The organism is Cupriavidus sp. PET2-C1, assembly GCF_054515855.1.
Genome location: NZ_CM137260.1, coordinates 1,704,983 through 1,731,567 on the forward strand (window position 1 = coordinate 1,704,983; position 26,585 = coordinate 1,731,567).

Consider the following 26,585-nt stretch of genomic DNA (forward strand, 5'->3'; position numbering starts at 1 on the left):
CCCTCGGCGGCAGGGCAGGCTGGCAGTGACACGCCCTTTATTACAATGCGTGGGAGCCACCTGGGAAACGTTGGACACCACAGTGAACACCACAGAGGACACCAATGAGCAACGCGGAACAACGGCACGCACCGGGCAAGCGCTGGTCCCTCCCCGCTCGCATTTACCTGCTGGGCGCCGTGATCCTCGCTGCAGGCTGGATCGCGGGCGTCCTGATCTATCTGTCCGCGGCGAGCGACGAGGCCGGCGACCTGGCCTACGGCCCCGGGTGGAAGCGCCAATACGATTTCCAGCTCGAACGCATCGGCGGCAAGGCAGCGGTCCTGGCAGCCGAGTTCTCGCAGTGGTTTTCCGATCTGTGGCACGGCAAGCAACTGGGCTTCACCGTGGCGATCCTGTGCACGGGCATCGCGCTTTTATGCTTCTTAGTAGCGCGTGAGCTGTCCCTGGCCGCGAACCGCGACGACTGAACCCGGCTGCGGCGCCCAGCCTTGCCACGTCATCGCGTCATCAAGTCATCGCGTCATAGCAACGGCAAGCCGGCATTGCGCTTGACCTCGCCCAGCGAGAGCATGGATTCCACCGCCGTCACGCCGGGCAATGTGCGCAGCACATCGCGCATGAAGATGCCGTAATCCTCCAGGTCGCGCGCGACCACCAAGAGCAGGTAATCGGCGCTGCCCGACACGTTATGGCACGAGACGATGCGTGGGATGGCCTGGATCTCGCGCTCGAAGCGGTCGGAGAGCTCACGGCTGTGCACGCCAAAGCGGACCTGCGTAAACGCCATCAGGCCAAGCCCCAGGGCCTGGCGGGACAGTACCGCGCGATAGGCCTCGATGTAGCCGTCGGCCTCCAGCCGCTTGAGCCGGCGCGCGCACGGTGTCTCGCTCAGCCCCACGGATTCCGCCACGCTGGCGTTGGTGGCGCGCCCGTCCGCCTGCAGCGCCATCAGGATGGCGCGATCGGTTTTGTCGAGATCCAAGAGCAAGACTCCAATCAGTCAGTAAAAATTAGCGGATTCCGCCAAATTATATGGGTTTCCCCCATAAAATCGCCAGAATCCCCTCCGGCCCCTGGGTCATGATGTTGCCCTCGTCACGGCATGCATCATGGTCTCCCTACATTTGCTCGTTACCTTTATCGGCGCCCTGGCCGTGGTCTACGCCTTACCCGGGCCGGACATGGCACTGGTGCTGCAAACCAGCACCGGCCGGGGCGTCCGCCATGGCCTGGCCACTGTCGCCGGCCTTGCCATGGCACGCGCGGCGCATGTCACGCTCTCGGCATGCGGCGTGGCCGCGCTGCTGCGCGCGGCGCCCTGGCTCTACCAGGGCATCCGCGTCGCGGGCGGCCTTTACCTGGCCTATGTGGCCATCCAGATCTTCCGCAGCCCGGCCTTCGGGATGCACGCCGGCACCGGCGCGGCAGCAACACCGGTGCGGCTGCGCGCCTCCGTCGCCAAGGGCGCGCTCAGCAGCATCCTGAATCCCAAGGCGCTGCTATTTTGTTCCGTGCTGTTGCCGCAGTTCGTGGATCCGCATGGCGCGCCGGTGTGGTCGCAAGTGCTTGAGCTCGGCGTGGTGCTGGTGCTGACCGGCGTGGCCTTCGACCTGGCGTGCGTGTTCGGCGCGCTGCGCCTGACCGGCTGGCTACGCCGGAGCCCGCGCGCGCAGACGGTCCAGCGCTGGTCCTTCTCGGCCGCGCTGCTGGCCTTTGCCGCGCGGATCTCCTTCGAGCAAGGCTAAGCACAGGACAACGGCACCTGCGCGCGTGTGACGCCTTTTGCCCACCGGCAACACGACTCTGGCAAGAACGGCGCAAGGTGCTAGCCTTACTAAGCGGCCAGGCACCTTGAGTCTGCCTGCAGGGCCGCCGATGCACGCCAGGTGGCAAGGGGCCGATGGACAAGCCTGTCATCGTTGCGCTCGACGACGATCCCGTCCAGGTCCGGCTGCCACTCATGCCGCGAACACCGGCAAACGCAGCCGCCCCCTGATCGCCCGGGAGCCGGAACACCATGGATACCAAGACACAACCCGCACAATCCGCACCAACCGCACCAACCGCGCAACCCGCCGCAACCCCGACCGACGCGCCTGGCGCGGCCAGTCGGCCCATCGATCAGCAAGTGGTATTCGTCCTGCAGGGCGGGGGCGCGCTGGGCGCCTTCCAGGCCGGGGTCTACCAAGCGCTGCACGAGGCTGGGGTCGAGCCCGACTGGGCCATCGGCACCTCCATCGGCGCCATCAACGCCTCGATCGTGGCGGGCAACCGGCCTGCGGATCGCTTGCCGCGCCTGCGGCAGTTCTGGGAGCAGGTGGGCCGCCACGGGCCGCTCGAACTAGCCCGCCTGCTCTCGGGCGGCGACAGCACAATGTCGAACCTTGCAACCCTCACCCAGGGCATCCCTGGCTTCTTCACGCCAAACCCGGCTGCCTGGTTCGGCACGCGCGTGCCGCTCGGGGTGGAGCGGGCCGGCTTCTATTCGGTCTCGCCGCTGCGCGACACCCTGCTCTCGCTGGTGGATTTCGCATACCTCGGCGAAAAACACACGCGGCTCACCGTCGGCATGGTCAATGTCCGCAGCGGCAGGATGTGCTACTACACCAACCGGGACACCACGCTGAGCGTGGAGCATCTGCTGGCATCCGCGGCGCTGCCGCCGGGCTTCCCGGCGATCCGGATCGACGGCGAGGCGTTTTGGGACGGCGGCATCTGCTCCAACACGCCGATCGAAGCCGTGCTCGACGACCACCCTCGCCTCAGCTCGGTGATCTTCGCCGTGCAGCTGTGGCCCCTGCAAGGCCCGGAGCCCGACACCATCTGGCAAGCCATGGGACGGCAGCGGGATATCCAGTACTCAAGCCGCGCCGAGACCCAGCTGGAGCACCAGAGGCAATTGCACCGGCTGCGGCATGTGATCCGCGAACTGGCCAAGCACATTCCCCAGGCGGAACGCAGCACGCCCGCGGTCGAGGCGTTGCTGGGCTGGGGCTGCCATACCACCATGCACGTGGTCGAGCTCAATGCGCCATCGTTCGACGGCGAAGACCTGACCAAGGACATCGACTTCAGCGCCGCCGGCATCGACGCGCGCTGGAACGCCGGCTATGTCCACGGCAAGCAAGCCATCGCGGCCGCGCCCTGGCGCGGCGTGCTCGACCCGATCGAGGGCATCGCGGTGCATGCAGCGCTGACACCGGCGTAGGTGCGTTGGCGCCGCGCTGGCACCACGTCCCGGGATTGAGCGCTCGCCAGCAAGGCTGGCGCGGGCGCGCTAAGATGGCACCCCTGTTGTTTGTCTCACCGGCCTGACGGCCGCCCCGCCACGCACACGGGTCCGCCATCGATTGATTGATCGATCGATCGACGCCCGCGCGCTCCCTGACCAGCCAGGACACATCACCATGGATCTCGAACTTCGCAATCAACGCGTGCTCATCACCGGCGGCAGCCGCGGCATTGGCCTGGCCTGCGCGGCCGGCTTCCTGCGCGAGGGTGCGCGCGTAGCCATCGTTTCGCGCAGCGCCGAGAACCTGGCCAAGGCCCGCGCCAGCCTGGCCGAAGGCGAAGGCGAATACGCCAGGGACGTGGTCACGGTATCCGCCGACCTGACCGATATCGCCGAGGCCGCGCGCGCGGTGCAGGAGGCAGTGGAAGCGCTTGGCGCCATCGACATCCTGGTGACCTCCGCCGGCGCGGCCAAGCGCCGCCCGCCGGACGAGCTGACCCCGCAGCTGTGGCAGGACGCCATGGCCGCCAAGTACTTCAGCTACATCAACGTGATCGACCCCGTGGTCAAGCGCATGGCGCAGCAGGGGCGCGGCGCCATCGTCAATATCGTGGGCATGGGCGGCAAGCTGGCCAACCCCGCCCACCTGGCGGGCGGCGCGGCCAACGCGGCGCTGATGCTGGCCAGCGCCGGCCTGGCCAATGCCTACGGCAAGCAGGGGGTGCGCGTGAACGCCGTCAACCCGTCGGCCACGCATACCGAACGCCTGCAGCAAGGCATGGAAGTGGATGCGCGCATCAGCGGCACCACCGTGGAGCAGGCATTGGCACGCGCCAACGCGCGCACTGGCCTGGGCCGCCTGGCCACGCCGGAAGAGGTGGCGGACGCCGTGCTGTTCCTCGCCTCGCCCCGCGCCAGCTATATCTCGGGCGCCATCCTGTCGGTCGATGGCGCCACCACGCCGATGGTGGTCTGACGCCGCCGAACGCCACCGTGCAGATGCGCCCCGCCACGTGCGCGATTGTCAGGCCACAGTCTGCGCAAGGCGCGGGGCATGACCAGCATCGCCTGGTTGGCAGGCGCGGTGGTCATTGTCCTGTTTGTACCCGGCTTTTTCGGCCTGAGGCGACTGCGGGCCGCGACACCAGTTCGATATAGCGTCGAATGGCCGCGGCCTTCTCGTACTGGCGCGACATCAGCGACAGATACGACGTCACCTCCAGGCCCGCGATATCCCGGTAGACAAGGCTGGGCAGGCTGATGTGGCCGGCCACGGCGTTCGGGACAATCGCCACGCCTTCGCCCAGCGACACCAGTGTCAGCACCGCCACCAGCCCGCCCGGCTGCGGGCCCAGCCTGGGCACGAAGCCACCCTGCTCGGCGGTGGACAGCGTGCCCGAAACCTGTTCGGGAAGAATGAATGTCTCCGCCTTGAGATGCGCGGGCTGGATCTCGGCCAGGCCGCACAACCATGAGTCGCTGTGCAGCGCGAGGATAAAGCCTTCCGGCGCCAGCGGCAGCGCGTCCACGCCCTCGGGCAGGTTCATCGGGGAGCGGATATAGGCGATGTCGACCTGACCATCCCTGACCTGCTCGGGCAGCGTGCCCATGGGCGCCTCGCGCACCAGCAGCTGCACATCGGGGCAAGCCTTGCGGAATGCCGCGACTTGCCGCTGGAGCACGCCCGAGTAGGCCGCCGAGGCGACATAACCCACATGGATCTTGCCCGTCTCGCCACGCGCCTCGCGCTGCGCGCGCAGTTGGGCAGCCTCGAACTGCGCCACCACGGCTTGCGCTTCCGCCAGCAGCACCTCGCCGGCAGGCGTCAACGCCACCGAGCGCTGGTTGCGCTCGAACAGGCGAATGCCAAGGCTGGCTTCCATTTCCTGGATCTGGCGGGTAAGCGTCGGCGTGGAAATGCCAAGCCGCGCGGCGGCGCGGGTGAAGTGCAAGTCCTGGGCTACCGCGATGAAGTAACGAAAGTGGCGCAGTTCCATCGGCCTTCTGATTATTAGCTGCAAGGCAATAAAATAGCACGGCCAGCGCAACAACGCGCGGCCCTGCCCGCCGTATCCTAGCCCGCATCCAATCAAGGAATGTGACAGGAAGCGACGACATGCAGCACAAGACGAATCGGCACCCACAGCTAGCCGGGCACGGCACATCCGGATTTATTTCATTTCAGGCAATATCGCCGGCAGGGCTGTTTGACGGGGAGACGGCATGAACGGCATGAACTCGCGCGCCGCGCTGCTGACCGCCTCAGGCGCCTGCGCGCTGATCGTCCTGGACACCAACATCGTGGCTGTCACGCTGCCCCGCATCGCGAGCGACCTGCATGCCACGTTCTCCGATATCGAGTGGGTGGTCAGCGCCTACATGCTGACCTTTGCCGGCGGCCTGCTGCCCGCCGGCAGCCTGGCCGACAAGTTCGGCCGCAAGCGCATGTTGCTGACCGGCCTGGCGGTCTTCATGCTGGCCTCGCTGGGCTGCGGCCTGGCCGGGAGCAGCCTGGCGCTGAACCTGGCGCGCGCCGTCAAGGGCGTGGGCGCTGCCATGCTGCTGACCTCCGCGCTGGCGACCATCGCGCACGCCTTTCACGATGAACGCGAGCGTGCCCGGGCATGGGCCTTCTGGGGCGCGTGCATGGGTGTGGCCATGCTGGTCGCACCGGGCCTTGGCGGCGTCATCAGCCAGACGTTGGGATGGCGCTGGGTATTCCTGCTGAACCTGCCGGTCGGCATCCTGCTGGGTGCCATGGTGCTGCGGCATATTGTGGAGTCGCGCGACACGGGCGCGGCGCGCATCGACCTGTGGGGCGGGCTATGCTTTTGCGGCAGCCTGTTCCTGATGATCTGGGCCCTGATCGAGGCCAACCGCATTGGCTGGGGCGACACGCACACCGTGATGCGGCTGGCCGGCGGCGCCTTGCTCTTCGCGCTGTTCATCGGCGTGGAGCGCATCCAGCGCCGGCCCATGGTGGATCTCACGCTGTTCCGCAATCCGCGCCTGATCGGCGCATTGCTCGGCATGGCAGCCTATGCCGCCTGCGCGCAGGTGATGATGACCTTGATCCCGCTATATCTGCAGACGGGCCTGGGGTTCTCGGCGATCGCGTCAGGCGCCGCCATGCTGCCGTTTGCGCTGACCATGCTGATCTTTCCGCGCATCGGCGTGCGGCTGTCGGGGCGGCTGGATGCGCCGTCGATGCTGGTGTTCGGGCTCGTGCTGGTCGGCCTCGGCAACCTGCTGAGCGCGTGGGCAGCCGTCACCATGTCCTACCTGCCTTTCGCGCTGGCCATTGCCGTCACCGGCAGCGGCGCGGGCCTGCTCAATGGCGATACGCAGAAGAACATCATGGCCTGCATTCCGCGCGAGCGCTCCGGCATGGCGTCTGGCATCAGCACCACCACGCGGTTCAGCGCGATCGTGCTGTCCTTCGGCTTGCTCGGCGGCCTGCTCGCCTATCGTACCCAGGCCATATTCGACACGGCGCTGCGCGCGCATGAGGAAAGCTCGGAGATGATGCCCGGCATGGCCGCGCACATCATCCCGCGCGTGGTTGCCGGCGACCTGCACGGCGCGATGGCCGATGTGCAAGCACCGCTGCGCGGCGTGCTGGAACCGCTTGCGCGCACCGCCTTCGCGGATGGCTTCGCCTGGATTCTTTGCGTGGCCGCCGGGGTTGCGCTGCTCAGCGCCGTGCTGGTGCGCCTGCTGATGAAAGACGAATCGCCAGCGCGCCAGCCGGTGCGTGTGGAAGCGCCGGCGCGCCACTAAAGCGCGCCGTGCCAACCACTCAATCGATCGTCATGTGTGCGTCGTGCACGATCTTGCCAAGGCGCTGCTTCTCGTCCTGCACAAAACGCGTGAACTCCACCCGCGTGCCCGGCGCGGGGCGGTAGCCGTAGGTCTCGAACTGCGCGCGCAGGCCGGCATCGCTCTGGAACGCGGCCTGCGTGGCCTGCGCGATGCGGTCCAGGATCGGCGCTGGCGTGCCCTTGGGCGCATAGATGCCGCCCCAGTGCGCCATGCGGATGCCTGCAAAGCCTTGCTCCGCCGTGGTGAGCACGTCCGGCAACGCCTGCGAGCGCTTGTCGTCGGTCACAGCCAGCGCGCGCAGCTTGCCGCCGCGCAGGAAGCCGAGCACGCCAACCGGCGCTTCGGACGCCAGGTCGATCTGGCCGCCAATGACCGCGTTAAGCGTTTCCGCGCCGCTCTTGTAGTGCACCAGCGTCACCGGCACGCCGAGCGCGGCCTCCACCATTTCCGCCACGAAATGCCCGGTGCTCCCGGCGCCGGCGGTGCCGAACGTGATGCCGCCCTTGGCCTTGCCGTAGGCCTGCAGCGCCTTCAGGTCATTGATATCCTTGCGCGAGGTACCGGCGCCAACCACCATCACCGACGGCGCCGCATTGGTGCTAACTACAGGAACAAGGTCGCTGTCGGCGTAGGGCATCTTCGCGCGCAGCAGCGCGTTGGCGACCGCGCCATTGCCGGCGATCAGCAGCGTATAGCCATCGGGCGCGCTCTTGGCGACAAACTCGGCGCCGATGATGCCGCCAGCGCCCGGCTTGTTGTCCACGATCACGGTCTGGCCCAGCTGCCGGCCAAGCGCCTGCGCGATGAGCCGCGTGGTGATGTCGCCCGGGCCGCCGGCCGAGAACGGCAGCACCAGGCGGATCGGCTTGTCCGGCCAGTGCGCCTGGGCAACGGCCGGCAGGCTGGATAGGGCCAGCATCGCGCAAGCTGCCATCCGGGCCAGCACGGCACGTCGGGGGATGCGTTGGGTCATGTCTCACTCCTGGTGTTCTTTGTTGTCGGCAGGCACTCAGTCGAACGCGCAGCCCACCGGTGGCGCGAGCAGGGCGAGCAAGTCGCGCACATCGTCGAGCTGCTCGAGATCCCGCACCATGCGCTCGATGGCTTGCTGCCGCTGCGGCGCAAGCAACCCGTCCGTCAGGGCCCTGTACTTCGTGGCCACTTGGTCGCTCGACTGCGGCGCTTCGATGGCGCGCGACGCCGTACGATTGACCTCGATGCGCTGCCCGTCGGTGAAGGTCACGGCCAGACGCACGCGCCCGCGCGCCCGTTGCCCGCCTGCATCGAAGGCGGGATCGTGGCGCACGGCAATGCGCGGCAGCAGCGCCCAGACGTCGTCGGCATCGATGCGCGCCGGCGCGAACTGCGGCACCAGCGCCGCGCCGTCCAGCACCGCCACCGCAAGCGCGTAGCCGATGTTCATCTGCGCGCCGATTGGCGTCAGCGGCCGCTGCGGCACCCACCAGCCATGGTGATAGACGGCATGCGACACATCCACCTCGATAGCGGCGATCTCCCCTGCCTTGAGCGCGCGCTGCGCGCCCACGTCGAACAGCGCATCGAGCGGCGCGTGGATGCCGCCCATGGCCGCGTAGGGCTTGATGACGATGCGCTCGACTTCCCACCGCTCGCCCAGGCCGTCGGTGATCTGCGCGGCGTCCGGCGCATGCCCTTCGCCGAACGTCGAGAGAAAGCCGCCGTACTCGCGCTCGAACACGCGCTTGATGCCGGTGTAGCCGCCCGCCGCCAGCACCGCCGCGTAGAGCCCATTGCGCGCAGCGAAGCCGTGGTGCATGCGCTTGCACATGGCCTCGTACTGCGCCGCCATCAGCCCGCCCGACTGCGTGGCGGCCAACCCCAGCGCATCCTCAAAACGCGCGGCATCGAGCCCCAGCAGCTTGCCCACCGCGGCGGCAGCCGCGTGCGTGCCGAACACCGATCCGGAATGCCAGCCGCGCGACAACATCTGCGCGCCGTGCAGGGCCATGCCCACGCGCGGGCCCACCTCATAGCCGGCCATGGCCGCTTCCAGGAAGCGCCGCCCGCTGACGCGGCGCTCGCCTTCGGATGCTGCCCACAGCGCGGGCAGCACGAGCGATGCGCTGTGCAGCGGCCCGAGCGGATGGTAGTCGTCAAGCTCAAACCCCTGGATAAAGGTGCCATTGAGCAGCGCGGCGCCCGGCGCGCTGGTGCGCGCGCCCCAGCCGACGATGGTCCGGTCCCCCTGCCCCTCCATCTGGCGGACGATGTTGGCGGCGGTGCGCGACCACGGCAATTGCGCGCCGACGATGGCACAGCCGATGCCGTCGAGCGTGAGCACCTTGGCGCGCTCGCGCGCGGCGGCACTGGCTTGCTCCAGCCGGAAGCCGGCAAGCCATTGGGCGAGCCTGCCGGTGGGCCCGTCGGGATCGGTTGGCGGCAAGGGTGTGGAGCTCTGATTCTGGTCCCGATTTTGATCCTGATCCTGGTTCTGCATGGTGTGTCTGTCTCTGTGGCGTTACGTGAAGCTACGTGAGGCTACGTGGAGAATGGCGCGGCCGGCTGGCAGTCAGCCCCCCTTACTCGAATGGATACTGCTTGACCAGCGCCCCCAGGCGCTCGCTTTCCTGACGTACCTGAGCGGCAAACTCGGCAGGCGAATTCACCACCAACTCGGCGCCCGCGGCGGCGACGGTCCGTTGCACTTCCGGATCCTTCACGGCCTCGCGCAGCGCGGCGACAATGCCCTGCGTGATCGCCGCCGGGGTGCCCTTGGGCGCGAACAGGCCATACCAGGTGACCGACTGGAACTGCGGGTAACCGGCCTCGGCCGTGGTAGGCACATCAGGCAGCGCGGCGGCGCGCTTGCGCCCCTGCGTGGCAAGGATCTTCAGCGTGCCCGCCTTGTAGTGCGGCAGCGCGGCAGTGATGCCGGTGAACGCCAGGTTGACGTTGTTGGCGATCAGGTCCGTGACGATGGCGCCAGTGCCACGGTAGTTGACGACAATGAGGTTAGGCAAGCCCGCCTCCGCCGCCAGTTGCTTGCCGGAGATGCGCGCGAGACTTTCGCCGCTGCCAAGCGCACAGGTCTTGGCTACGGTCTTGCAGTACTGCACGAATTCCGCGAACGTCTTCACAGGCAGCTTGGCGCTGGCCACCACCGCGGCGGGCGACTGCGAAATCGCCGTGATGGGGTCAAGCCGCGCCAGCGGGTCGATGCCCTTGAGCCCGGGCGTGTATCTGGTGACCACGATAGCCGGCACCTGCAGCAGCAGGGTATAGCCATCGGGCTTCGCCTCCATCACGCGCCGCGTGCCGATCAGGCCGTCGGCGCCCGGCAGGTTCTCCACCACCACCGGCTGGCCCCAGAGCATGCCGAGCGGCTTGGACACCGCGCGTGCGGTGGCGTCCGTACCACCGCCGGCGCTATAGGGAACCACCAGCGTGACCGGACGGTCCGGGCGCCATGCGCCGGGGCTGGCGGCAGGGCTGGCGGCGGAGGCTAGCGTGCCGGCCGACAGCAGTGTCGCGCCGATGGCGAGCGGGCCGACGGCTCGGCGCCTGGTTTGTCGTTGGATCAGGGATGGCATGTTGTCTCCGTATTTTTTAGTGGTAACCCGTGGTGTTTCCGGCTGGCCGTGCGAGCACTCAAGCCGGCGCGGCGTTCGCTGGAGTCAGCGGCCGGCCACGCCAGTCGCGCTGGAACACACCATCGAGCCGGCCCCGCGCAATGGCATGCGCGCGCAGCCACGCCAACAGCGCTTCGCGCGCAAGCCCGGCTGGCGGCTCGGCGGCCAGCGCGAACAGCTGGAACACGTAGCGATGTGGCCCGTGCCCCGGCAGGGGCCGGGGACCGTCGTAAGCTGCATCGCCCAGCCCGTTGACGGCGAGTGTCACGCCGGCCGGCAACGGCGCGCGCGACAGCGCGCCTTCGGCCAGCGCGCCGACCGAGGCCGGGCCCCAGGCAAGCGCGTGCACGATGGCGTAAGCCAGCGGCACATCCGGATCCTCGACCAGCAACAGCCAGTGCGTGGCCGTTGCCGGCAATCCCGTCCAGGCCAGCGCGGGCGAGCAGTTGGCGCCCACGCCCGCGCCCGCGTGGCGCACGGGCATCGCGCCGCGATCGGCAAACGACGCGCTATGCAGCGCCAGCGTCTGGGGCAATGCGGCCAGCACGGCGTCGCTGCTCGCCAGGCTGCCATCGCCCGCGTGGCGTCCGCGTAGCAGCAGGCCGGCTGCGCGCAGCAACAGCGGATGCTGCAACCGGGTGTTCATGCCGCGTCCTGCCGGCGCACCGTCCAGGCCCAGGGCCGGCGGGTGCGATCGGCTTGCTGCCAGGCACGGATCAGCGCATCGTCCTTGAGCGTAAGGCCGATATCGTCCAGCCCGTGCAGCAAGGCTTCACGACGCAGCGCGTCGACGGGAAACGCGATGGTCGCGCCATTGGGCGCGGTCAGCGTGGCGCTCGCCAGGTCCACGCGCACCGGCGCGCCGCTTGCGCATTGCGCGGCCAGCGCTTGCACCGTTTCGGCGGGGAGCTGGATCGGCAGCACGCCATTCTGGAAGCAGTTGTTGTAGAAGATATCGCCATAGCTTGGCGCGATCACGCAGCGCACGCCCAGGCCCATCAGCGCCCACACCGCGCCCTCGCGCGAGGATCCGCAGCCAAAATTGGCGCCGGCCAGCAGTACCGGCGCGCCGCGAAACGCCGGCTGGTTGAACTCGCAGCCCGGGTCCTCGCTGCCATCGGCGCGGTAGCGCAGCGCTTCCAGCGCGTAGGGGCCGAGTTGCTCGCGCGGCAACGCGGTGAGCCGCTCGATGCGGATGATCACGTCGGTGTCGACGTTGGCGCGCAGCAGCGGCACGGCAGCGCCCGTTACGACCGTAAAGGGTTGCATGGTCATGTGAGTTTCCGTACGTCGGCAATGCAGCCTGTGACCGCGGCGGCGGCGGCCATCGCGGGGCTGGCAAGATGGGTGCGGGCGCCTGGCCCCTGACGCCCGACAAAATTGCGGTTGGAGGTAGAGACCGAGCGCTGCCCGGGCGGCACCTGCTCGCCGTTGGCGGCCACGCACATACTGCAGCCGGGTTCGCGCCAGGCAAAGCCCGCCTCCTCGAACACGGCGCGCAGCCCTTCGGCCTCGGCCGCGCGCTTGACGTTCTCCGAGCCCGGCACCACCCAGGCGGTCACGCCCGGGGCCACGCGCCGCCCGCGCGCCACGGCGGCTGCGGCGCGCAGGTCGGACAGGCGCGAGTTCGCGCAGGAGCCGATAAAGACCCAGTCCACCGGCGTACCGGCGATGGGGGCATTGGGTGCCAGGCCCATGTAATCCAGTGCGGCGCCAATGGCCGCGCTGGCCGCCTGGTCGCTGGCGGCGGCCGGATCGGGGATATGCCCGTCGATCGCCATCGCGTGCTCGGGGCTGGTGCCCCACGTGATAGTGGGCGCCACGGCGGCGGCGTCGATCGCCTCTTCGCGATCGAACACGGCACCGGCATCGGTGGCGAGCGTGCGCCAGTACTCGGCCGCGCCGTCGAACTGCGCGCCGGTGGGCGCATACGGGCGGCCGCGCAGCCATTCGATGGTGCGCGCATCGGGCGCCACCATGCCAAAGCGCGCGCCCAGCTCCACGCTCAGGTTGCACAGCGTCAGGCGCCCTTCGATTTCCAGCGCTTCGATGGCCGTGCCGGCGAACTCGATGGCATAGCCGCCGCCAGCCGCCGCGCCGAGGCGGCCGATGATATGTAGCGCAAGATCCTTGGCGGTGATGCCCTCGGCCAGCACGCCGTCGCATCGGATGCGCATGCGCCGCGGCTTTTGCTGGCGCAGCGTCTGCGTGGCAAGCGCGTGCGTGCTCTCGGACGAGCCCACGCCGAAGGCCATCGCGCCCAGGCCGCCATTGGTGCAGGTATGGCTGTCGCCGCAGATGACCGTCAGGCCGGGCAGCACGATGCCGAGCTCCGGGCCCATCACGTGGACGATGCCCTGCCCCGGCTGGCCAAGGTCGAACATCGTCACACCCGCCGCGGCCGAGCGATCGCGCAGCGCTGACCACAGGCGCCCGCCCGGCACATGGGTATTGCCATCGCGCCCGGGCTGGCTGGAGACGGCGTGGTCCGGCGTGGAAAACACCAGCGCCGGATCATGTAGCGGCAAGCCGCGCGCCGCCACCTCCGCCAGCGCCGGCGGGCCGGAAAGATCGTGCAGCAAGTGACGGTCGATGTGCAGCAGCGCCCAGCCATCGCCGAGCTCGCGCACCACATGCGCGTCCCAGAGCTTGTCAAAGAGAGTGCGCGCCATCGTCAAGCCTTTGCGCTTGCCAGCGCGTCGGGGCTGGTGGCGCGCTCGCCGGCATTGAAGCGCTGACGCAGGCTGTCCCATTCATCGGCGCCGAAGCGGCGGAAGGTCTGCCCCACGCTGGCCGACACGCCCGGCGCGGTAAAGGTGGCCTTGAGCTCGGCCAGCGCTTCGTCGCCCGCCTGGATCGCGGCCTTGAGCATCAGGCCTGGCAGGATGGCCACTTTATAGCCCATGACCTCGGCCTCGCGCAGGTCGAAGATTGGCGTGCGCCCGCCGGGCACCACGTTCAGCAGGCAAGGGCCGCGCACCAGCCGCGGCACTGCCGCGACTTCCTCGATGGTCTGCGTGGCTTCCACAAAGGCCAGGTCCGCGCCAGCTTCCAGCGCGGCGTTGGCGCGCCAGATGGCCTCTTCCAGCCCGAGCATGGCGCGCGCATCGGTGCGCGCGATGACGACGAAATCCGGCGTGCGGCGCGCCTCCACCGCTGCGCGGATCTTGGAGACGAACTCCGCGCGCGAGACCACCTCCTTGCCATCCAGGTGGCCACAACGCTTGGGCGCAACCTGGTCCTCGATATGGATCGCCGCCACGCCACGGGCCTCGTACTCGCGCACGGTGCGGGTGACGTTGAGCTGATTACCGTAACCGGTGTCGGCGTCGGCAATCAGCGGGATCGACACAGAGCGCGCCATCACCGCGGCGTTTTCAACCATCTCACTCATCGTCAGCAGGCCGAAATCGGGGAAGCCGCGCGCCGCCGACGTGCCGGCGCCAGTCATGTAGCAGGCGGAGAAGCCGGCCTGCTCGATCAGGCGGGCGCCGATGGCGTCGTAAGCGCCGGGCGCGATGATCATGCCGGGCGCCTGCAGGCACTGGCGAAGGATAGTTGCGAAGGTCATGGATGGGTCCTGTCTGCTTGCGGTGGGTGACGGAATGCGTACGGAATGAGCATCAGCGCGCAGGGGAACGGGTTGTCGACCATTACCCTGTGTTTATGTGTTTATATTCTAGATACAACTTATCGATCCCGTCAAGGATCGGGAAATTCGCCGCTGGACCGTTGTGCTATGCTGCCCACGTCACTAAACCGTCACCTCATGCCGCGCACGACCGACTCCCCTACGCCACTGGGCCATATGCCCGGCACCTCACTGCACCGGCAGCTCTTTCTCGTGCTGCGCGACGAAATCACGCGTGGCGTCTATGCGGAAACGGGGGCTTTGCCGAAAGAAGAAGCACTGTGCGAGCGCTTTGGCGTCTCGCGCATCACGGTGCGGCGGGCGCTATCCGAGCTGGCGGCGCTTGGGCTGGTGGAGCGGCGCCATGGCCTTGGCACCTTTGTGCGGGCGGACATGCCGGCGGGGCGCAGCAGCCCGAGCCTTAGCGTGATCGACGGCCTGCGCAAAACCGCGCTGGAGACGGACGTCGAGGTCCTTGAGGTGACCACGGCCGTGCCGCCGGCGGACATTGCCCAACTGCTGCAGCTCGCCCCGGGCGAACAAGCCGTGCACGCGCTGCGCTTGCGCAGCATCAAGGGCACGCCGGTGATGCTGACGGATGCATGGGTTCCCGCCGCGCTGGGCAAGCGCGTGTCGGCAGCGGCGCTGCGCAAGCACGCGCTCTACGAGATCCTGATGGCGCAGGGGGTGAAGTTTGGCCGCGTGGTGCAGGAAATCACGGCCCAGGCGGCCGACCCCGCCTATGCGGGCTGGCTGCGCACGGAGGTTGGCGCGCCGCTGCTCAAGCTGGTGCGCCTGATGCATGACCCGGAGTCGCGGCCGGTCCAGTACATCACGGTGTATTTGTCCCCGGAACGCAGCCGCATCCTGATGGATATCTCGGGCGACAAGGTCAACACGCTAAGCGCCGGGCAGTTCGTCCACGACGTGCCGCGCGGCTAAGCGCTCGGCCCTGGCGTTCACTGGCTAGCCCTGCTGCTCGATGGCATCGACGCGGCTGGGGTAGAAAGCCACGTGATCCTTGATGGCCTCGACGGCGGCATACGGCGCCTCGTAAGTCCACACCGCATTGACCGATCGCTCACCGCCCGCGGGGATGCTGTAGTAAGCGCACTCGCCTTTGTACGGGCAGTAGGTGGCGTGGTCCGTGCGCGCCAGCAGCGACATATCGACATCCTTGCGCGGAATGTACTGCACCGCCGGGTAGGATGCCTCGCGCAGCGTGAGCGCGTTGCGGGTATCGGCAATGACGGCGCCGCCGAGCGTCACGACGACGCGCGCGGGGTTCGCTTCGATGACGATCGGATGATCGGGCCCCGGGATCTTGATGGGCTTGCTGGTCATGGCTGGGCTTCCTGATGGTGTAGCGGCGTAGCTGGCGTAGCTGGCGTAGTCGCCAATGCTACGCGCGAACCCGCCAGCCTGCCCGGCCTCAATGTGCGCCTTGCACCGCCCTGAGCAACGCCGCCTGCGCCAGCAGCCGCGTGGAATCCAGCGTCGGCAGCGCAGAGTTCGCGTCGTTCACGATCAGCGGGATTTCCGTGCAGCCGAGCACAACAGCATCGCAACCCTGCGACTTCATCCGCCCGATAACCCGCTGGAAGTAAGTGAGTGCTTCCGGGGTGGCAATCCCGCCCACCAGTTCGTCCATGATGATGCGGTTGATTTCATCGCGCTCGGCGGGGTCAGGCCGCATAAAGCCGAGCCCGCGCGCGGCGAGCTTCTCGGGGTAGACCTCGCTGTCGACAAGCCAGCGCGTTCCCGTCAGGCCCAGGCGGGTGAAACCGCGCGCCGCCGCGCTCTCGGCGACCACCTCGGCAATATGCAGCCAGGGCCGCGGCGAACGCGCCGCCACGTACGGCAGCGCCTGGTGAATGGTGTTGTCGGGGCAGATCAGGAAATCCGCGCCCATGCCAGCGAGCTTCCCGGCAGAGGTGAGCATCAACTCACCGACGGCCTGCCAGTCGCCGCGATCCAGGTGCTTGACGTACTCGGCAAGCGACGGGGTGTGCATGGATATCTCGGGATGCGCATGCGGCCCGAGCAGCCGCGCCCCCTCCATGCAGATGGTGCGGTAGCAAAGCGCGGCGCCTTCGGCGGAGCAGGCAACGATACCGATATGCAGGGTCATGACGGATGGCTCCATGCGATGTGACGATGTGACGATGTGATTGGGGACTGCTGTGTTTGAACGAGTTTGGCTGGCAGAGGCCAATCAATGAGCATCATAAGACACTAATCGCTATTGAACACCTCGGGCCACAGGCATATACTTTTGGTATATCTCACTCAACAGGCGTGCGCATGGATACCGCAAAAATCTTCTGGTCTGGACGATCACAAGCCGTACGCTTGCCGAAAGACTTCCGTTTCGAGGCAAGCGAGGTGCGCATTCGCCGCCATGGCAACGCCGTCATCCTGGAGCCTATTGTCAGCGATTGGGCGTGGCTGGATCCCATCGTCGGCCCGCTGGACGAAGACTTCGCGCAGGCGGCAAGCGAGCAGCCCGCGGAGCAGAGCCGGCCAGAACTGGATTTTTTTAAGTGAAATTCCTGCTCGACAGCAATGCCGTCATTGCACTCCTGAGAGGCCACGCAGGCTTTCTGAAACGATTGCGGCAACACCAGCCGCAAGATTTCGGCATCCCGGCCATTGTGGCGCACGAGCTATTCTATGGCGCGTTCAAAAGCCAACGCGCCACGGAAAACCTCGCTCGGGTCGAAGGGTTGCAATTCGAAGTGCTGGACTTCGACCGCGAAGATGCGCGTCACGCCGGTGAGCTGCGAGCGGCGCTAGCCACAGCCGGCACGCCAATTGGTCCTTACGATGTACTGATTGCGGGCCAGGCCCGCGCACGAGCCCTGACACTTGTCACCCACAACACCCGCGAGTTTCAACGCGTAGCTGGCCTGCGCGTCGAGGACTGGGAGGGCTGATACCGAGAGAGAGCCCGCGGGCTCTCCCCCTCCTCGCGCGATACGCTCAGCCTGCCACGCGCGGCTTCACGCGTCCCGCCGCATCCTTGGCGCGCACGCGGGCCGCTTCCACATCGGCGTCATACGCCAGCGCCACGCCCATGCGGCGCTTGGTGAAGCTCTCCGGCTTGCCGAACAGGCGCAGCTCGGTCTGCGGTACGCGCAGCGCCTCGTCCACGCCGTCGAACACCACGCCTTGCGCATCCACGCCACCATAGATCACCGCGCTGGCGCCCGGGCTCTTGAGCGCCGTGCTGACCGGCAGGCCGAGAATGGCGCGCGCGTGCAGCTCGAACTCGTTCTGCCATTGGGTGATCATGGTCACCATGCCGGTGTCGTGCGGACGCGGGCTGACCTCGCTGAACCAGACCTGCTCGCCCTTGACGAACAGCTCCACGCCGAACAGGCCCTGTCCGCCCAGGTTGGCGGTGACGGCCTGCGCAATCTGCTGGGATGTTTGCAGCGCGGCCGGATGCATCGGATGCGGCTGCCAGCTCTCCACGTAATCCCCGCTGACCTGCACGTGGCCGATCGGCTCGCAGAACTGCGTTTCCACCTGGCCGTCGGCGCCGATCGCGCGCACCGTCAGCAGCGTGATTTCGTAGTCGAAGTCGATGAAGCCTTCCACGATCACGCGGCCGTGGCTGACACGGCCGCCGGCCATGGCGTAGTCCCATGCGGCCTTGACGCCGGCTGGGCCGTCGATCTTGCTCTGGCCCTTGCCGGAGCTGCTCATCACCGGCTTGACCACGCACGGGTAGCCGATGCCGCCATCGATGGCCGCCTGCAGCTCTTCCAGCGAGTCGCAGAACTTGTAGGGGCTGGTGGGCACGCCGAGGGTCTCCGCGGCCAGGCGGCGGATGCCTTCGCGATCCATGGTCAGGCGCGCCGCGCGCGCCGTGGGGATGACGCGCACCACGCCCGCAGCTTCCAGCGTCTCCAGCATCTGCGTGGCAATGGCCTCGATCTCCGGCACCACCAGGTCCGGCTTCTCGGCTTCGATCAGCGCCTTGAGCTGGTCCGGATCGCTCATGGAAATGGTGCGCGCATGGTGCGCCACCTGCTGGCCGGGCGCATCGGCATAGCGGTCCACTGCAATCGTTTCAACGCCGAGGCGTTGCAGCGCGATCAGGACTTCCTTGCCGAGCTCGCCGGAGCCCAGCAGCATGACTTTGGTCGCGCCGGGCGAGAGAGGGGTGCCGATAGTGGTCATGTGGGACCCTTGGGATCAAGTAAAAGGAGCGATTGTACGTGGACCGAAAGCGCGCGCCCAGGCGAGGCGGCAGCCCGGCCCGGAAGGCATGCAGGACCGGTGAGGCTTTCGCCACATCGACGCGGCTTTGACACCAATTCCGCGTAGAATCCGGCTCTGCGAATATAACCAATCAGTCGAGTTTCATCGACTTGAATACACTCAGGGATCGGGCAATATGCAAGCGTGGTTGAAAGTCGGCTGTACCGTTGCATTCGTCGGCGTACTTGCGCTGTCGGGCTGCAAGAAAAAGCAGGATACGGCTGCGCCGGCCAGCGATCAGGCTGCTCAGGCCGCAGCTCCCGCGGCTGCATCGCCGGCTCCTGCCGCCGCATCGGCCACCACATCGGCCACCGCTAAGTTCGATATCGCGAGCGTGCCGATGTCCACTGCCGAACTGCCGCCCTTCCCCTATATCGACTGGCCAAGCGGGCTGATCGACGGCCACAAGTTTGTCAAAAGCTCCGAATTCGACCGCATCTACGTGATCGCCGGCAGCCAGCTCCTGCCAGTCGAGGGACGCTACGAAAACCGGCATTTCATGAACTCGGACGCGAAGCTGTCCGACCTCGCCGCGCAACGCAACTACGAAGCGGTCATCAAGGCGCTGGGCGGCGTCAAGGTCAGCGCCATGCTGCCGACCAACCCCGCCATGCTGGCCCAGAACAACAACGACCTGGGCGACCTGATCGTCAACAAGATGCGCGTGGCGATGAGCCCCGACAGCTATGACTACTACCTGATCCGCAAGCCGGAAGGCAACGCCTGGATCGGCCTGTTTGTCGGTGGCGGCTACACCCAGATCATCACGGTCACGGAAGGCCAGATGAAGACGGTGGTGGGCCTGGTCAAGGCCGACGACATGCAAAAAGCACTCGATGAAAAGGGCCGTATCGCGCTCTACCTGAATTTCGATACCGACAAGGCGGCCATCCGCCAGGACGACCAGCCGGTCATCGACGAAATCGGCAAGCTCCTGGACAAGGCGCCTACGCTGAAGCTGTCGATCGATGGGCATACCAACAATGTCGGCGATGAAAAACACAATCAGCAATTGTCCAAGAAACGCGCCGAAGCCGTAGCCGCCGCACTGATTGCCAAGGGTGTCGACAAGTCCCGCGTGCGTGCCGAGGGCTTTGGCGCCAGCAAGCCGATTGCCGACAATGCCAGCGAGGAAGGCCGCGGCAAGAACCGGAGGGTGGAACTGGTGCGCGTGGCCGCCTGAGGGACGACCTTGCCGAAATCCACGGAGCCAATACACTAGGTCAGTCGGCCTGCGCTCGGCAGGCCTCCCTACCAGGCATAACAAGGAATGGCCATGAAGATTGATCTCACGGGCAAGATCGCCCTTGTTTCAGGATCCACCGCCGGCATCGGCTTCGCAACGGCCAAGGGGCTCGCCGGCGCGGGCGCCAGCGTCATCGTCAACGGGCGCAGCGAGGCCACGGTAGACAAGGCCCTGCAAGCGCTGCGCGCCGCTGTTGCCGGCGCTGACGTGACGGGTTTCGTCGGCGACCTTGCCGACCCCGAAGTCTGCGCCCGCCTGGTAGCGATGCATCCCCGGGTGGATGTGCTGGTGAATAACCTTGGCATCTTCCAGCCGCAGGACTTCTTTGAGACCCCCGACAGCGAGTGGACCCGATTCTTCGAAACCAACGTCATGTCGGGCGTGCGGCTGTCGCGGGCCTATGCGCCGTCCATGGCCGAGCGTAAATGGGGACGGATCGTGTTCGTCTCGTCGGAATCGGCACTGAATATCCCCGCCGACATGATCCACTACGGCTTTTCCAAGACCGCGCAACTCGCGGTCTCACGCGGGCTGGCCAAGCGGCTAGCCGGTACCGGCGTGACCGTCAATGCGGTGCTGCCAGGCCCCACGCTGTCGGAGGGCGTCACCGACATGCTCAAGGATGCCATTGCAGGCTCGGGGCAATCCGCCGAAGCCGTGGCGGCGGACTTCGTCAAGACACACCGTTCCACCTCGATCATCCAGCGTGCCGCCAGCGTCGAAGAAGTCGCCAACATGATCGTCTATGCCTGCTCCCCGCAAGCTTCGGCCACCACCGGCGCCGCGTTGCGCGTGGACGGCGGGGTCGTGGATACGATCGCCTGAGTCCTGTGCGCGGCTTTCCTTGCGCGGCCATGCGGCCGCGCCTGCTGGCCGCTCCCCACGCTTGCGCTTCGCATTGAATCTGTATAGGCTGAACTACGATTCAATCTATCTTAGTTAAGCCATGTCCCACATCAGCACGGGCGTCGAATACGGACTGCACTGCCTCCTGTTCCTCGCCGACCCGACGGCAAGCGTCAAGGAAGCCAGCGTGCGCGACCTGGCCGAGCTGCAAGGCGTCCCCGCCGAATACCTCGCCAAATTGTTCACCAAGCTGGCCAAGGCCAACCTGGTCGTGGCCACCGAAGGCATTCGCGGCGGCTTCTCGCTGGCGCGGCCGGCGGCAAAGATCACGGTCATGGATGTGGTGCAAGCGATCGACGGCGACAAGGCGCTGTTCGATTGCCGCGATATCCGCGAGCGCTGCGCGCTGTTCGATGCGTCGCCGCCCGCCTGGGCCACTCGTGGCACCTGCTCCATCGATGCCGTCATGCAGGCGGCACAAAAGGCCATGCGGCAGGAACTGGCCAAGCACACGCTCGCCGATCTCGCCGAGCGGACCCTCGTCAAGGCGCCATCCAACTTCGGCCCGCACGTAGTGCGATGGCTTGCCGACCGCGCCACCCACCGGCGTGGCGAGCGCGATACGGCAGACAAAGACCAGGCCGGTTGAATCCACAAGCGATTCCGGCCAGTCAACGCAAAGGCATTACGCGACCACGGTACGATCGGGATTGGCCGCGGCCAGTGCCTGCGCGCGATCGGCGCTGGGCGGATAGATCCACTCGGCGTTGATCCGGCCCTTCAGCGCCTTGGCATCCGCGCCAACGAGCTTCACTTCGCGCTCCCAGCCCTCGGTGTAGACCGCGCCCCACGGGCCCAGGTCCAGGCAGGTGACGTACCGCGGCTGGCGGTAGGGAATCGGTGCGAGGCCGAGCAGGTCCGCGGCAACGTTGTGCCCCGCCGAGCGGCCAAGGTTCATCGCGTGCTGGCACGACATCGCGGCATAGTTGCCGTCATCGTCCGTGGCGGCATAGGCGACATCACCGGTGGCAAACACGGCATCCACGCCCTTGACGCGCAGGTTGCTGTCCACATGCAGGCGACCGAATGCATCGCGCTGCGCGGGGATCTGCTGCGTGAGCGCGCTGGCGCGCACGCCCGCCGTCCAGATCACCGTCTTGGCATCGATGCGCTCGCCGTCCGCCGTGGTCAGGCCGTTCTCGTCGACCGACGCCACCGACGCGCCTAGCCGCCAGGTCACGCCAAGCGCTTCAAGCGCTTGCGTGATGACGGGACGCGGGCCGGCGCCGAGCTCGGCGGCCACCTCGTCATGGCGATCGACCACGATGACGTTCACCTCGGCGTCCTCGCCCAGCGCTTCGCGCAGGCGCGCCGGCATTTCGGCTGCGGTCTCGATGCCGGTGAAGCCGCCACCGGCCACCACGATGGTATTGCGCGCGGCGGATGCCGGATGATCGGCAAGGCGCTTGATATGCGCCTCCAGCTCGGCCGCTTCATCGATCTGGTCCACGCTGAATGCATGCTTGTCCAGGCCCGGGATCTGCGGGCGGAACAGGCGGCTGCCCGCCGCGAGCACGAGGCGGTCATAGGACAGCGTTGACCTCGCTTGATCGACGCCAACCACCTCGACTTCATTGCGGCCCGCATGGATCCGCTCGACGGTGCCCTGGATGAACCTGACGCCGACCGCATTGAAGATGTCCCGCAGCGGCGCCCTCATCCGCGCAGCACCTGCCTCATAGAAGCGCGGACGCACATGCAGTTCCGGCTGGGGCGCGATCAGTGCGATCTCCACATCCTTCTGGCCGTGCAGGTCGATCAGGCGCGCCGCGCTCAGGGCACTCCACATACCGGCGAAGCCGGCGCCAACGATCAGGATACGTTTAGCCATCATGCAACTCCTCTGAATTTACGCTTGCGTTCAAGCTGCCGGACCTTGCATGCTGTGCGACGCGCCGGCCCATAACTCCGATTCTATGAGTCGTAGTTTTGAAACTCAAGGGATTTTTTCGGCGCGCGTTGCCAACGGCGAGTTCGCCGCATGCGGCGACGATGCGCCTTGCCTGCGGCAGCAGCACGAGATCGTAGCGAGAGGATCGAGCCCGCCAAGCATCATTGCGTGATGTTCGACATCACGTTGGCGCGCTATTGGCAGCGGTGCTGGTTGCAGCCCTGTGATGGCCGCCGCCGCGCGGGCAACACTCGCGCAGCGCCGGCGTGGCGGGTCATGGTGTATTGCTGTTGTGGCAATTGCCGGGGTATTTCCGAGCGTGATTGCGAAGCGTTATTGCTGATGGCCCGATGCCCGTAGCCTCTTGCTCATGAAAGGTGCGCTCAAAAGGCTACGCCACCGTTTAGCGCGCATATCTTCCAATGACGCTTTGGCCGCCAAGCGCATGGCCCTTTAGCGCCTGCATCAGTTCGTCCCTGGTCAGGCCGGGCGGCAGCGCGGTTGGCGCAAGGTCTGTGGCGATGACGGTCAACACATAATGGTGCGGCGCATCACCAACCGGCGGACAAGGTCCTCGATAAAGCGGCTCGCCGCGGACACTCTTGCCAATGGTGACGCCTTGGCCACTGGTCTGGCCCTCGCCTTCCTTCAGCTGGCCGCGATCGGCGGCGATGTTGTAGGCAACCCAATGCGAATTGCCTAGCCCCATATTGCCGTCGGGATCCAGTAGCAGTACCGCCATGGACCTGGTGCCGGCGGGAAGATTCGACCACGACACCTGCGGCGACACGCCTTTGCCGCCGCAATCGGACGTATTGTTGCCATGCAGCGCAGGGATCGCCGCCCCGTCCGCGAACGATGCGGATGACACCTGCATGCCCGCCGCAAATGCCGTGCCGAAGCAGCCATAAACCAATGCGCCAGCCAGTGACGCGAAGCGTGTTCTGGTGAGTTTCATTTGTGTCTCGCTCCATTGGAATGAGTGGAATGAGTGGAATGTATTCGGTACTCGCGCGAAAAAGGTGCGCGTATACCCTCTGGCACTCACGATTGCCCGGACTTAATATGGGCTTGATCGTGCTCAAGGCTGTTACTTAGTACGGACGATGTCATTGGATATAACGTTAAAAATATAACGACTAACGGAGACATCCATGCAAGATTATCAAAGCCTTGTTTTCATGTGCGCGATTGGCTTGGTGTGCCTCTATGTCTTGCTCGGCACACTCTCCCAATCGCTCGCAATCAAATACGGCGCCCCCGCCATCGTTTCCGTTCTGATGGTGGCGTTCTCCGTCTCGCCCTGGCACGTGGTGGGGTAAACCGCAATCACCAGCGGCCGCGGAGGCCTTGATGCGCCGAGTGGCTGTTAAGTGCGCTCTAGCGGGAATCACCGCATTGCTGGCCGCGCCCGGTGTGGCGCTTGCGCAGCCTGCCCAAGCCTTTACCACCGCCCCCGTCAACCTGCGTGCCGGACCCGCGCCGGATTACCCGGTGGTGGCGCAGTTGTCCGGCGGCGTGCCGCTCACCGTGATGGGGTGCGTCAGCCAGTACACATGGTGCGACGTGGCGCTGCCTAACCTGCGTGGCTGGGTCTATGCCGGGCAGCTTGGCTATCCCTATCAGGGCGGCAGTGTCCCGGTGCTGAACTACGGCACCGTGATCGGCCTTCCCATCATCACGTTCTCCATCGGCGCCTACTGGGGTCGCTACTATCGCGGGCGGCCTTGGTACCACGACCGGGAGCGCTGGGCGCATCGTCCGCCATATGGGCCGGGACCGGGCTATCCGCCGGGACATGCGCGCCCGCCTGGTGGTTATCCGCCCGGCCGTCCGCCGGGTCATGGAGGCGGAGGCGGCCATGGTGGTGGTGGCGGTGGTGGCGGTGGTGGCGGTGGCCACGGTGGCGGTGGCCACGGTGGCGGTGGCCACGGTGGCGGTGGTCACGGCGGTGGTCACGGCGGCCACGGCGGACACGGCGGCCATGGTGGCCACGGCGGCCGATAGCATCACGCCCAAACGGCCCTCGCGACGCACACTGGCAAACGGGTTCAGCCACCCTGGAAATTTTGGCCATTGCCGGGCACGCCGGTGTGGCCCAGAATTTTGCGCACCCCCTGTCCAACCGGACGGCTGCCATTCATACAAGAAAACCAGGAGACCACCATGCGCGAATACGCCGAGGCCATCGCCGGCTTTTCCTATGAGGCATCGCTCTCGGAGCGCCTGAGCGGCAAGCTCGATGCCATCAACGCCTGCATCGAATGCTGCGACCGCCATGCACTGCCCGGGCGCATCGCGCTGTTCTGGGAGAGCCGCGACGGCACCAGCGAGACCTATACCTTCAGCCAGTTGCAAAAGCTCTCCGCGCAATTTGCCAACTTCCTCGCGGCGCAAGGCATCGGCCCCGGCGACCGTGTGGCAGGCTTGCTGCCGCGCACGCCGGAGCTGCTTGTCACGATCCTGGGCACCTGGCGCGCCGGCGCGGTCTACCAGCCGTTGTTCACCGCCTTTGGCCCCAAGGCCATCGAGCATCGGCTGCAGACTTCCGGCGCTCGGCTCGTGGTGACCGACGGCGCCAATCGCGCAAAGCTCGATGAGGTGGAGAACTGCCCCGGCGTACTCACCGTTGGCGGCGCCAAAGGGCGCGGCATCGCGCGCGGAGACTTCAGTTTCTGGGCGGAGCTTGACCGCCAGCCAGCCCGGTTCGATCCGGTCATGCGCACCGGCGACGATCCGTTCCTGATGATGTTCACCTCCGGCACCACCGGCCCCGCCAAGCCGCTGCTGGTGCCGCTCAAGGCCGTGGCCGCGTTCGCGGGCTACATGCGCGACGCGGTCGACCTGCGCCCGGAGGATGCCTTCTGGAACCTCGCCGATCCTGGCTGGGCCTATGGCTTGTATTACGCGGTGACCGGGCCTCTGGCCCTGGGGCACCCCACCACGTTCTACGATGGCCCATTCAGCATCGAGAGCACATGCCGGGTGATCGACAAGTACGGCATCACCAACCTGGCCGGCTCGCCCACCGCCTATCGCCTGCTGATCGCGGCTGGCCAGGCCGTGGCCGGGCCGCTGCGCGGCAAGCTGCGCGCGGTCAGCAGCGCGGGCGAGCCGCTCAATCCGGAAGTGATCCGCTGGTTCGCCGACCAGCTCTGCGTCACCATTCACGATCACTACGGCCAGACCGAGCTCGGCATGGTGCTGTGCAATCACCACGCGCTGCGCCATCCGGTGCACCTGGGCGCGGCCGGCTTCGCCAGCCCGGGCCATCGCGTGGTGGTGCTGGACGACAACGCGCGCGAGTTGCCGGCTGGCCAGCCTGGCACGCTCGCGCTGGATATGGCGCAATCGCCGATGGCTTGGTTCGCCGGCTACCACGGCACGCCCACCGGCGCCTTCGTCGGCCAGTACTACCTGACCGGCGACACCGCGGAGCTGAACCCCGACGGCAGCATCAGCTTTATCGGCCGCGCCGACGATGTCATCACCACCTCCGGCTACCGGGTCGGACCGTTCGATGTAGAGAGCGCGCTGATCGAGCATCCGGCGGTGGTCGAGACCGCGGTCATCGGCAAGCCCGACCCGGAACGCACCGAACTGATCAAGGCCTTTGTCGTGCTCGGCCCGCAATACAAGGCGAGCCCGGCGCTGGCCGAAGAACTGCGCCTGCACGTGCGCAATCGCCTCGCGGCCCACGCCTATCCCCGCGAAATCGAGTTCGTGCCCGAGTTGCCGAAGACGCCGAGCGGCAAGGTCCAGCGCTTTATCCTGCGCAGCCAGGAAGTGGCGCGGCAGCGCGAGGCGCAGGCGTAGCCTTGCCGGCACGGCTGCCGGCGCAGCAAGACATTGGGGGGGCGCTGCTTGGCAGCGCCCTTTTTCCTTTTCCCTGAGTCCGCGTGTGGTTGGAAGCGCTTTTTGACAGGCCGCCAAAGATGTCCAATCTTTTCGAACGAGCTTGCCAACTCTTTCGTATG

28 protein-coding genes are annotated in these 26,585 nt (G+C 66.8%); 14 read left to right on the plus strand and 14 right to left on the minus strand.

Going from position 1 to position 26,585, the window contains the following annotated elements; translation table 11 throughout:
* Positions 1–104: 104 nt before the first annotated feature.
* Positions 105–470, plus strand: a complete 366-nt coding sequence (locus ACX12D_RS27620) for a hypothetical protein (RefSeq protein ID WP_459374217.1) — start codon at positions 105–107, stop codon at positions 468–470.
* A 53-nt stretch (positions 471–523) separates the two neighbouring features.
* Here ACX12D_RS27620 and ACX12D_RS27625 read toward each other — a convergent pair whose 3' ends face one another.
* A complete protein-coding gene (locus ACX12D_RS27625) occupies positions 524–952 on the minus strand; it encodes an Lrp/AsnC family transcriptional regulator (RefSeq protein WP_050983053.1) in 429 nt (142 codons plus the stop codon).
* Between the two features lie 160 nt (positions 953–1,112).
* Here ACX12D_RS27625 and ACX12D_RS27630 point away from each other — a divergent pair, with 160 nt between their 5' ends.
* The 3 genes from ACX12D_RS27630 (at position 1,113) to ACX12D_RS27640 (ending at position 4,211) form a co-directional block, all read left to right on the plus strand.
* Positions 1,113–1,748 carry a LysE family translocator gene (locus ACX12D_RS27630; protein ID WP_459374219.1) on the plus strand — a complete coding sequence of 212 codons (636 nt, stop codon included), beginning with the start codon at positions 1,113–1,115 and terminating at the stop codon, positions 1,746–1,748.
* 272 nt (positions 1,749–2,020) lie between these two features.
* Positions 2,021–3,211: a patatin-like phospholipase family protein gene (locus ACX12D_RS27635; protein ID WP_459374221.1), complete on the plus strand. Its 1,191-nt coding sequence runs from the start codon at positions 2,021–2,023 to the stop codon at positions 3,209–3,211.
* A 199-nt stretch (positions 3,212–3,410) separates the two neighbouring features.
* Positions 3,411–4,211: an SDR family oxidoreductase gene (locus ACX12D_RS27640; RefSeq protein WP_459374223.1), complete on the plus strand. Its 801-nt coding sequence runs from the start codon at positions 3,411–3,413 to the stop codon at positions 4,209–4,211.
* 112 nt (positions 4,212–4,323) lie between these two features.
* Here ACX12D_RS27640 and ACX12D_RS27645 read toward each other — a convergent pair whose 3' ends face one another.
* Positions 4,324–5,232 carry a LysR family transcriptional regulator gene (locus ACX12D_RS27645; protein WP_459374224.1) on the minus strand — a complete coding sequence of 303 codons (909 nt, stop codon included), beginning with the start codon at positions 5,230–5,232 and terminating at the stop codon, positions 4,324–4,326.
* A 226-nt stretch (positions 5,233–5,458) separates the two neighbouring features.
* Between ACX12D_RS27645 and ACX12D_RS27650 the strand changes: the two genes are divergently transcribed.
* The gene (locus ACX12D_RS27650; RefSeq protein WP_459374225.1) at positions 5,459–7,015 is read left to right on the plus strand and encodes an MFS transporter; all 1,557 of its coding nucleotides are present in this window, start codon (positions 5,459–5,461) and stop codon (positions 7,013–7,015) included.
* A 19-nt stretch (positions 7,016–7,034) separates the two neighbouring features.
* On the opposite strand, the gene ACX12D_RS27655 is transcribed toward ACX12D_RS27650, so the two are convergent.
* From ACX12D_RS27655 to ACX12D_RS27685, 7 genes are all read right to left on the minus strand, one after another.
* Positions 7,035–8,030: a Bug family tripartite tricarboxylate transporter substrate binding protein gene (locus tag ACX12D_RS27655; RefSeq protein WP_459374226.1), complete on the minus strand. Its 996-nt coding sequence runs from the start codon at positions 8,028–8,030 to the stop codon at positions 7,035–7,037.
* A 36-nt stretch (positions 8,031–8,066) separates the two neighbouring features.
* Positions 8,067–9,533, minus strand: coding sequence for an MmgE/PrpD family protein (locus ACX12D_RS27660; RefSeq protein WP_459374228.1), 1,467 nt, complete (start codon positions 9,531–9,533; stop codon positions 8,067–8,069).
* An 82-nt stretch (positions 9,534–9,615) separates the two neighbouring features.
* Positions 9,616–10,626: a Bug family tripartite tricarboxylate transporter substrate binding protein gene (locus tag ACX12D_RS27665; RefSeq protein ID WP_459374229.1), complete on the minus strand. Its 1,011-nt coding sequence runs from the start codon at positions 10,624–10,626 to the stop codon at positions 9,616–9,618.
* 58 nt (positions 10,627–10,684) lie between these two features.
* A complete protein-coding gene (locus ACX12D_RS27670) occupies positions 10,685–11,311 on the minus strand; it encodes a YbhB/YbcL family Raf kinase inhibitor-like protein (protein WP_459374231.1) in 627 nt (208 codons plus the stop codon).
* On the minus strand, positions 11,308–11,934 hold the full coding sequence (gene leuD, locus ACX12D_RS27675; RefSeq protein ID WP_459376541.1) for a 3-isopropylmalate dehydratase small subunit: 627 nt from the start codon (positions 11,932–11,934) through the stop codon (positions 11,308–11,310). Before leuD ends, ACX12D_RS27670 begins: the two co-directional genes overlap by 4 nt.
* Before the next feature lie 2 nt (positions 11,935–11,936).
* Positions 11,937–13,337, minus strand: a complete 1,401-nt coding sequence (gene leuC / locus ACX12D_RS27680) for a 3-isopropylmalate dehydratase large subunit (protein ID WP_459374233.1) — start codon at positions 13,335–13,337, stop codon at positions 11,937–11,939.
* 2 nt (positions 13,338–13,339) lie between these two features.
* Entirely contained in the window at positions 13,340–14,236 is an 897-nt protein-coding gene (locus tag ACX12D_RS27685; RefSeq protein WP_459374235.1) for an isocitrate lyase/PEP mutase family protein, read from the minus strand.
* A gap of 198 nt (positions 14,237–14,434) precedes the next feature.
* Here ACX12D_RS27685 and ACX12D_RS27690 point away from each other — a divergent pair, with 198 nt between their 5' ends.
* Positions 14,435–15,238 carry a GntR family transcriptional regulator gene (locus tag ACX12D_RS27690; protein WP_459374237.1) on the plus strand — a complete coding sequence of 268 codons (804 nt, stop codon included), beginning with the start codon at positions 14,435–14,437 and terminating at the stop codon, positions 15,236–15,238.
* 24 nt (positions 15,239–15,262) lie between these two features.
* Here the strand turns inward: ACX12D_RS27690 and ACX12D_RS27695 are convergent, their stop codons facing one another.
* Complete coding sequence (locus ACX12D_RS27695) at positions 15,263–15,640, minus strand: DUF427 domain-containing protein (protein ID WP_459374238.1); 378 nt, start codon at positions 15,638–15,640, stop codon at positions 15,263–15,265.
* A gap of 88 nt (positions 15,641–15,728) precedes the next feature.
* Complete coding sequence (locus ACX12D_RS27700) at positions 15,729–16,427, minus strand: aspartate/glutamate racemase family protein (protein ID WP_459374240.1); 699 nt, start codon at positions 16,425–16,427, stop codon at positions 15,729–15,731.
* A gap of 173 nt (positions 16,428–16,600) precedes the next feature.
* On the opposite strand from ACX12D_RS27700, the gene ACX12D_RS27705 reads away from it, so the two are divergent.
* Positions 16,601–16,843 carry an antitoxin gene (locus ACX12D_RS27705; RefSeq protein ID WP_441640406.1) on the plus strand — a complete coding sequence of 81 codons (243 nt, stop codon included), beginning with the start codon at positions 16,601–16,603 and terminating at the stop codon, positions 16,841–16,843.
* Positions 16,840–17,232 (plus strand): type II toxin-antitoxin system VapC family toxin, encoded by a 393-nt coding sequence (locus ACX12D_RS27710; protein WP_441640405.1) that lies wholly within the window; start codon positions 16,840–16,842, stop codon positions 17,230–17,232. Before ACX12D_RS27705 ends, ACX12D_RS27710 begins: the two co-directional genes overlap by 4 nt.
* Before the next feature lie 46 nt (positions 17,233–17,278).
* Here the strand turns inward: ACX12D_RS27710 and purT are convergent, their stop codons facing one another.
* Complete coding sequence (purT, locus tag ACX12D_RS27715) at positions 17,279–18,484, minus strand: formate-dependent phosphoribosylglycinamide formyltransferase (protein ID WP_459374242.1); 1,206 nt, start codon at positions 18,482–18,484, stop codon at positions 17,279–17,281.
* A 217-nt stretch (positions 18,485–18,701) separates the two neighbouring features.
* Here purT and ACX12D_RS27720 point away from each other — a divergent pair, with 217 nt between their 5' ends.
* From ACX12D_RS27720 to ACX12D_RS27730, 3 genes are all read left to right on the plus strand, one after another.
* The gene (locus ACX12D_RS27720; protein WP_459374243.1) at positions 18,702–19,748 is read left to right on the plus strand and encodes an OmpA family protein; all 1,047 of its coding nucleotides are present in this window, start codon (positions 18,702–18,704) and stop codon (positions 19,746–19,748) included.
* A gap of 93 nt (positions 19,749–19,841) precedes the next feature.
* A complete protein-coding gene (locus ACX12D_RS27725) occupies positions 19,842–20,636 on the plus strand; it encodes an SDR family NAD(P)-dependent oxidoreductase (RefSeq protein ID WP_459374245.1) in 795 nt (264 codons plus the stop codon).
* A 121-nt stretch (positions 20,637–20,757) separates the two neighbouring features.
* Positions 20,758–21,306: an RrF2 family transcriptional regulator gene (locus ACX12D_RS27730; RefSeq protein WP_459374246.1), complete on the plus strand. Its 549-nt coding sequence runs from the start codon at positions 20,758–20,760 to the stop codon at positions 21,304–21,306.
* Between the two features lie 36 nt (positions 21,307–21,342).
* Here ACX12D_RS27730 and ACX12D_RS27735 read toward each other — a convergent pair whose 3' ends face one another.
* Both ACX12D_RS27735 and ACX12D_RS27740 read right to left on the minus strand, forming a co-directional pair.
* Positions 21,343–22,548, minus strand: a complete 1,206-nt coding sequence (locus ACX12D_RS27735) for an NAD(P)/FAD-dependent oxidoreductase (RefSeq protein WP_459376542.1) — start codon at positions 22,546–22,548, stop codon at positions 21,343–21,345.
* A gap of 463 nt (positions 22,549–23,011) precedes the next feature.
* On the minus strand, positions 23,012–23,566 hold the full coding sequence (locus ACX12D_RS27740) for a YbhB/YbcL family Raf kinase inhibitor-like protein (protein ID WP_459374247.1): 555 nt from the start codon (positions 23,564–23,566) through the stop codon (positions 23,012–23,014).
* Positions 23,567–23,762: 196 nt separating this feature from the next.
* On the opposite strand from ACX12D_RS27740, the gene ACX12D_RS27745 reads away from it, so the two are divergent.
* The 3 genes from ACX12D_RS27745 to ACX12D_RS27755 all read left to right on the plus strand — a co-directional run bounded on the left by ACX12D_RS27745 (position 23,763) and on the right by ACX12D_RS27755 (position 26,424).
* Complete coding sequence (locus ACX12D_RS27745; RefSeq protein WP_006164149.1) at positions 23,763–23,930, plus strand: hypothetical protein; 168 nt, start codon at positions 23,763–23,765, stop codon at positions 23,928–23,930.
* Between the two features lie 31 nt (positions 23,931–23,961).
* Positions 23,962–24,615 carry an SH3 domain-containing protein gene (locus ACX12D_RS27750; RefSeq protein ID WP_459374249.1) on the plus strand — a complete coding sequence of 218 codons (654 nt, stop codon included), beginning with the start codon at positions 23,962–23,964 and terminating at the stop codon, positions 24,613–24,615.
* Between the two features lie 159 nt (positions 24,616–24,774).
* On the plus strand, positions 24,775–26,424 hold the full coding sequence (locus tag ACX12D_RS27755; protein WP_459374250.1) for an acyl-CoA synthetase: 1,650 nt from the start codon (positions 24,775–24,777) through the stop codon (positions 26,422–26,424).
* The last annotated feature ends 161 nt before the right edge of the window (positions 26,425–26,585 follow it).

What these genes read in the sequence shown, in the direction of transcription:
- ACX12D_RS27620 (WP_459374217.1), top strand. Translation starts at nt 105, where the DNA reads ATGAGCAACGCGGAACAACGGCACGCACCGGGCAAGCGCTGGTCCCTC.
- ACX12D_RS27625 (WP_050983053.1), bottom strand. Translation starts at nt 952, where the DNA reads ATGGCGCTGCAGGCGGACGGGCGCGCCACCAACGCCAGCGTGGCGGAA.
- ACX12D_RS27630 (WP_459374219.1), top strand. Translation starts at nt 1,113, where the DNA reads ATGGTCTCCCTACATTTGCTCGTTACCTTTATCGGCGCCCTGGCCGTG.
- ACX12D_RS27635 (WP_459374221.1), top strand. Translation starts at nt 2,021, where the DNA reads ATGGATACCAAGACACAACCCGCACAATCCGCACCAACCGCACCAACC.
- ACX12D_RS27640 (WP_459374223.1), top strand. Translation starts at nt 3,411, where the DNA reads ATGGATCTCGAACTTCGCAATCAACGCGTGCTCATCACCGGCGGCAGC.
- ACX12D_RS27645 (WP_459374224.1), bottom strand. Translation starts at nt 5,232, where the DNA reads ATGGAACTGCGCCACTTTCGTTACTTCATCGCGGTAGCCCAGGACTTG.
- ACX12D_RS27650 (WP_459374225.1), top strand. Translation starts at nt 5,459, where the DNA reads ATGAACGGCATGAACTCGCGCGCCGCGCTGCTGACCGCCTCAGGCGCC.
- ACX12D_RS27655 (WP_459374226.1), bottom strand. Translation starts at nt 8,030, where the DNA reads ATGACCCAACGCATCCCCCGACGTGCCGTGCTGGCCCGGATGGCAGCT.
- ACX12D_RS27660 (WP_459374228.1), bottom strand. Translation starts at nt 9,533, where the DNA reads ATGCAGAACCAGGATCAGGATCAAAATCGGGACCAGAATCAGAGCTCC.
- ACX12D_RS27665 (WP_459374229.1), bottom strand. Translation starts at nt 10,626, where the DNA reads ATGCCATCCCTGATCCAACGACAAACCAGGCGCCGAGCCGTCGGCCCG.
- ACX12D_RS27670 (WP_459374231.1), bottom strand. Translation starts at nt 11,311, where the DNA reads ATGAACACCCGGTTGCAGCATCCGCTGTTGCTGCGCGCAGCCGGCCTG.
- leuD (WP_459376541.1), bottom strand. Translation starts at nt 11,934, where the DNA reads ATGCAACCCTTTACGGTCGTAACGGGCGCTGCCGTGCCGCTGCTGCGC.
- leuC (WP_459374233.1), bottom strand. Translation starts at nt 13,337, where the DNA reads ATGGCGCGCACTCTCTTTGACAAGCTCTGGGACGCGCATGTGGTGCGC.
- ACX12D_RS27685 (WP_459374235.1), bottom strand. Translation starts at nt 14,236, where the DNA reads ATGACCTTCGCAACTATCCTTCGCCAGTGCCTGCAGGCGCCCGGCATG.
- ACX12D_RS27690 (WP_459374237.1), top strand. Translation starts at nt 14,435, where the DNA reads ATGCCGCGCACGACCGACTCCCCTACGCCACTGGGCCATATGCCCGGC.
- ACX12D_RS27695 (WP_459374238.1), bottom strand. Translation starts at nt 15,640, where the DNA reads ATGACCAGCAAGCCCATCAAGATCCCGGGGCCCGATCATCCGATCGTC.
- ACX12D_RS27700 (WP_459374240.1), bottom strand. Translation starts at nt 16,427, where the DNA reads ATGACCCTGCATATCGGTATCGTTGCCTGCTCCGCCGAAGGCGCCGCG.
- ACX12D_RS27705 (WP_441640406.1), top strand. Translation starts at nt 16,601, where the DNA reads ATGGATACCGCAAAAATCTTCTGGTCTGGACGATCACAAGCCGTACGC.
- purT (WP_459374242.1), bottom strand. Translation starts at nt 18,484, where the DNA reads ATGACCACTATCGGCACCCCTCTCTCGCCCGGCGCGACCAAAGTCATG.
- ACX12D_RS27720 (WP_459374243.1), top strand. Translation starts at nt 18,702, where the DNA reads ATGCAAGCGTGGTTGAAAGTCGGCTGTACCGTTGCATTCGTCGGCGTA.
- ACX12D_RS27725 (WP_459374245.1), top strand. Translation starts at nt 19,842, where the DNA reads ATGAAGATTGATCTCACGGGCAAGATCGCCCTTGTTTCAGGATCCACC.
- ACX12D_RS27730 (WP_459374246.1), top strand. Translation starts at nt 20,758, where the DNA reads ATGTCCCACATCAGCACGGGCGTCGAATACGGACTGCACTGCCTCCTG.
- ACX12D_RS27735 (WP_459376542.1), bottom strand. Translation starts at nt 22,548, where the DNA reads ATGGCTAAACGTATCCTGATCGTTGGCGCCGGCTTCGCCGGTATGTGG.
- ACX12D_RS27740 (WP_459374247.1), bottom strand. Translation starts at nt 23,566, where the DNA reads ATGAAACTCACCAGAACACGCTTCGCGTCACTGGCTGGCGCATTGGTT.
- ACX12D_RS27745 (WP_006164149.1), top strand. Translation starts at nt 23,763, where the DNA reads ATGCAAGATTATCAAAGCCTTGTTTTCATGTGCGCGATTGGCTTGGTG.
- ACX12D_RS27750 (WP_459374249.1), top strand. Translation starts at nt 23,962, where the DNA reads ATGCGCCGAGTGGCTGTTAAGTGCGCTCTAGCGGGAATCACCGCATTG.
- ACX12D_RS27755 (WP_459374250.1), top strand. Translation starts at nt 24,775, where the DNA reads ATGCGCGAATACGCCGAGGCCATCGCCGGCTTTTCCTATGAGGCATCG.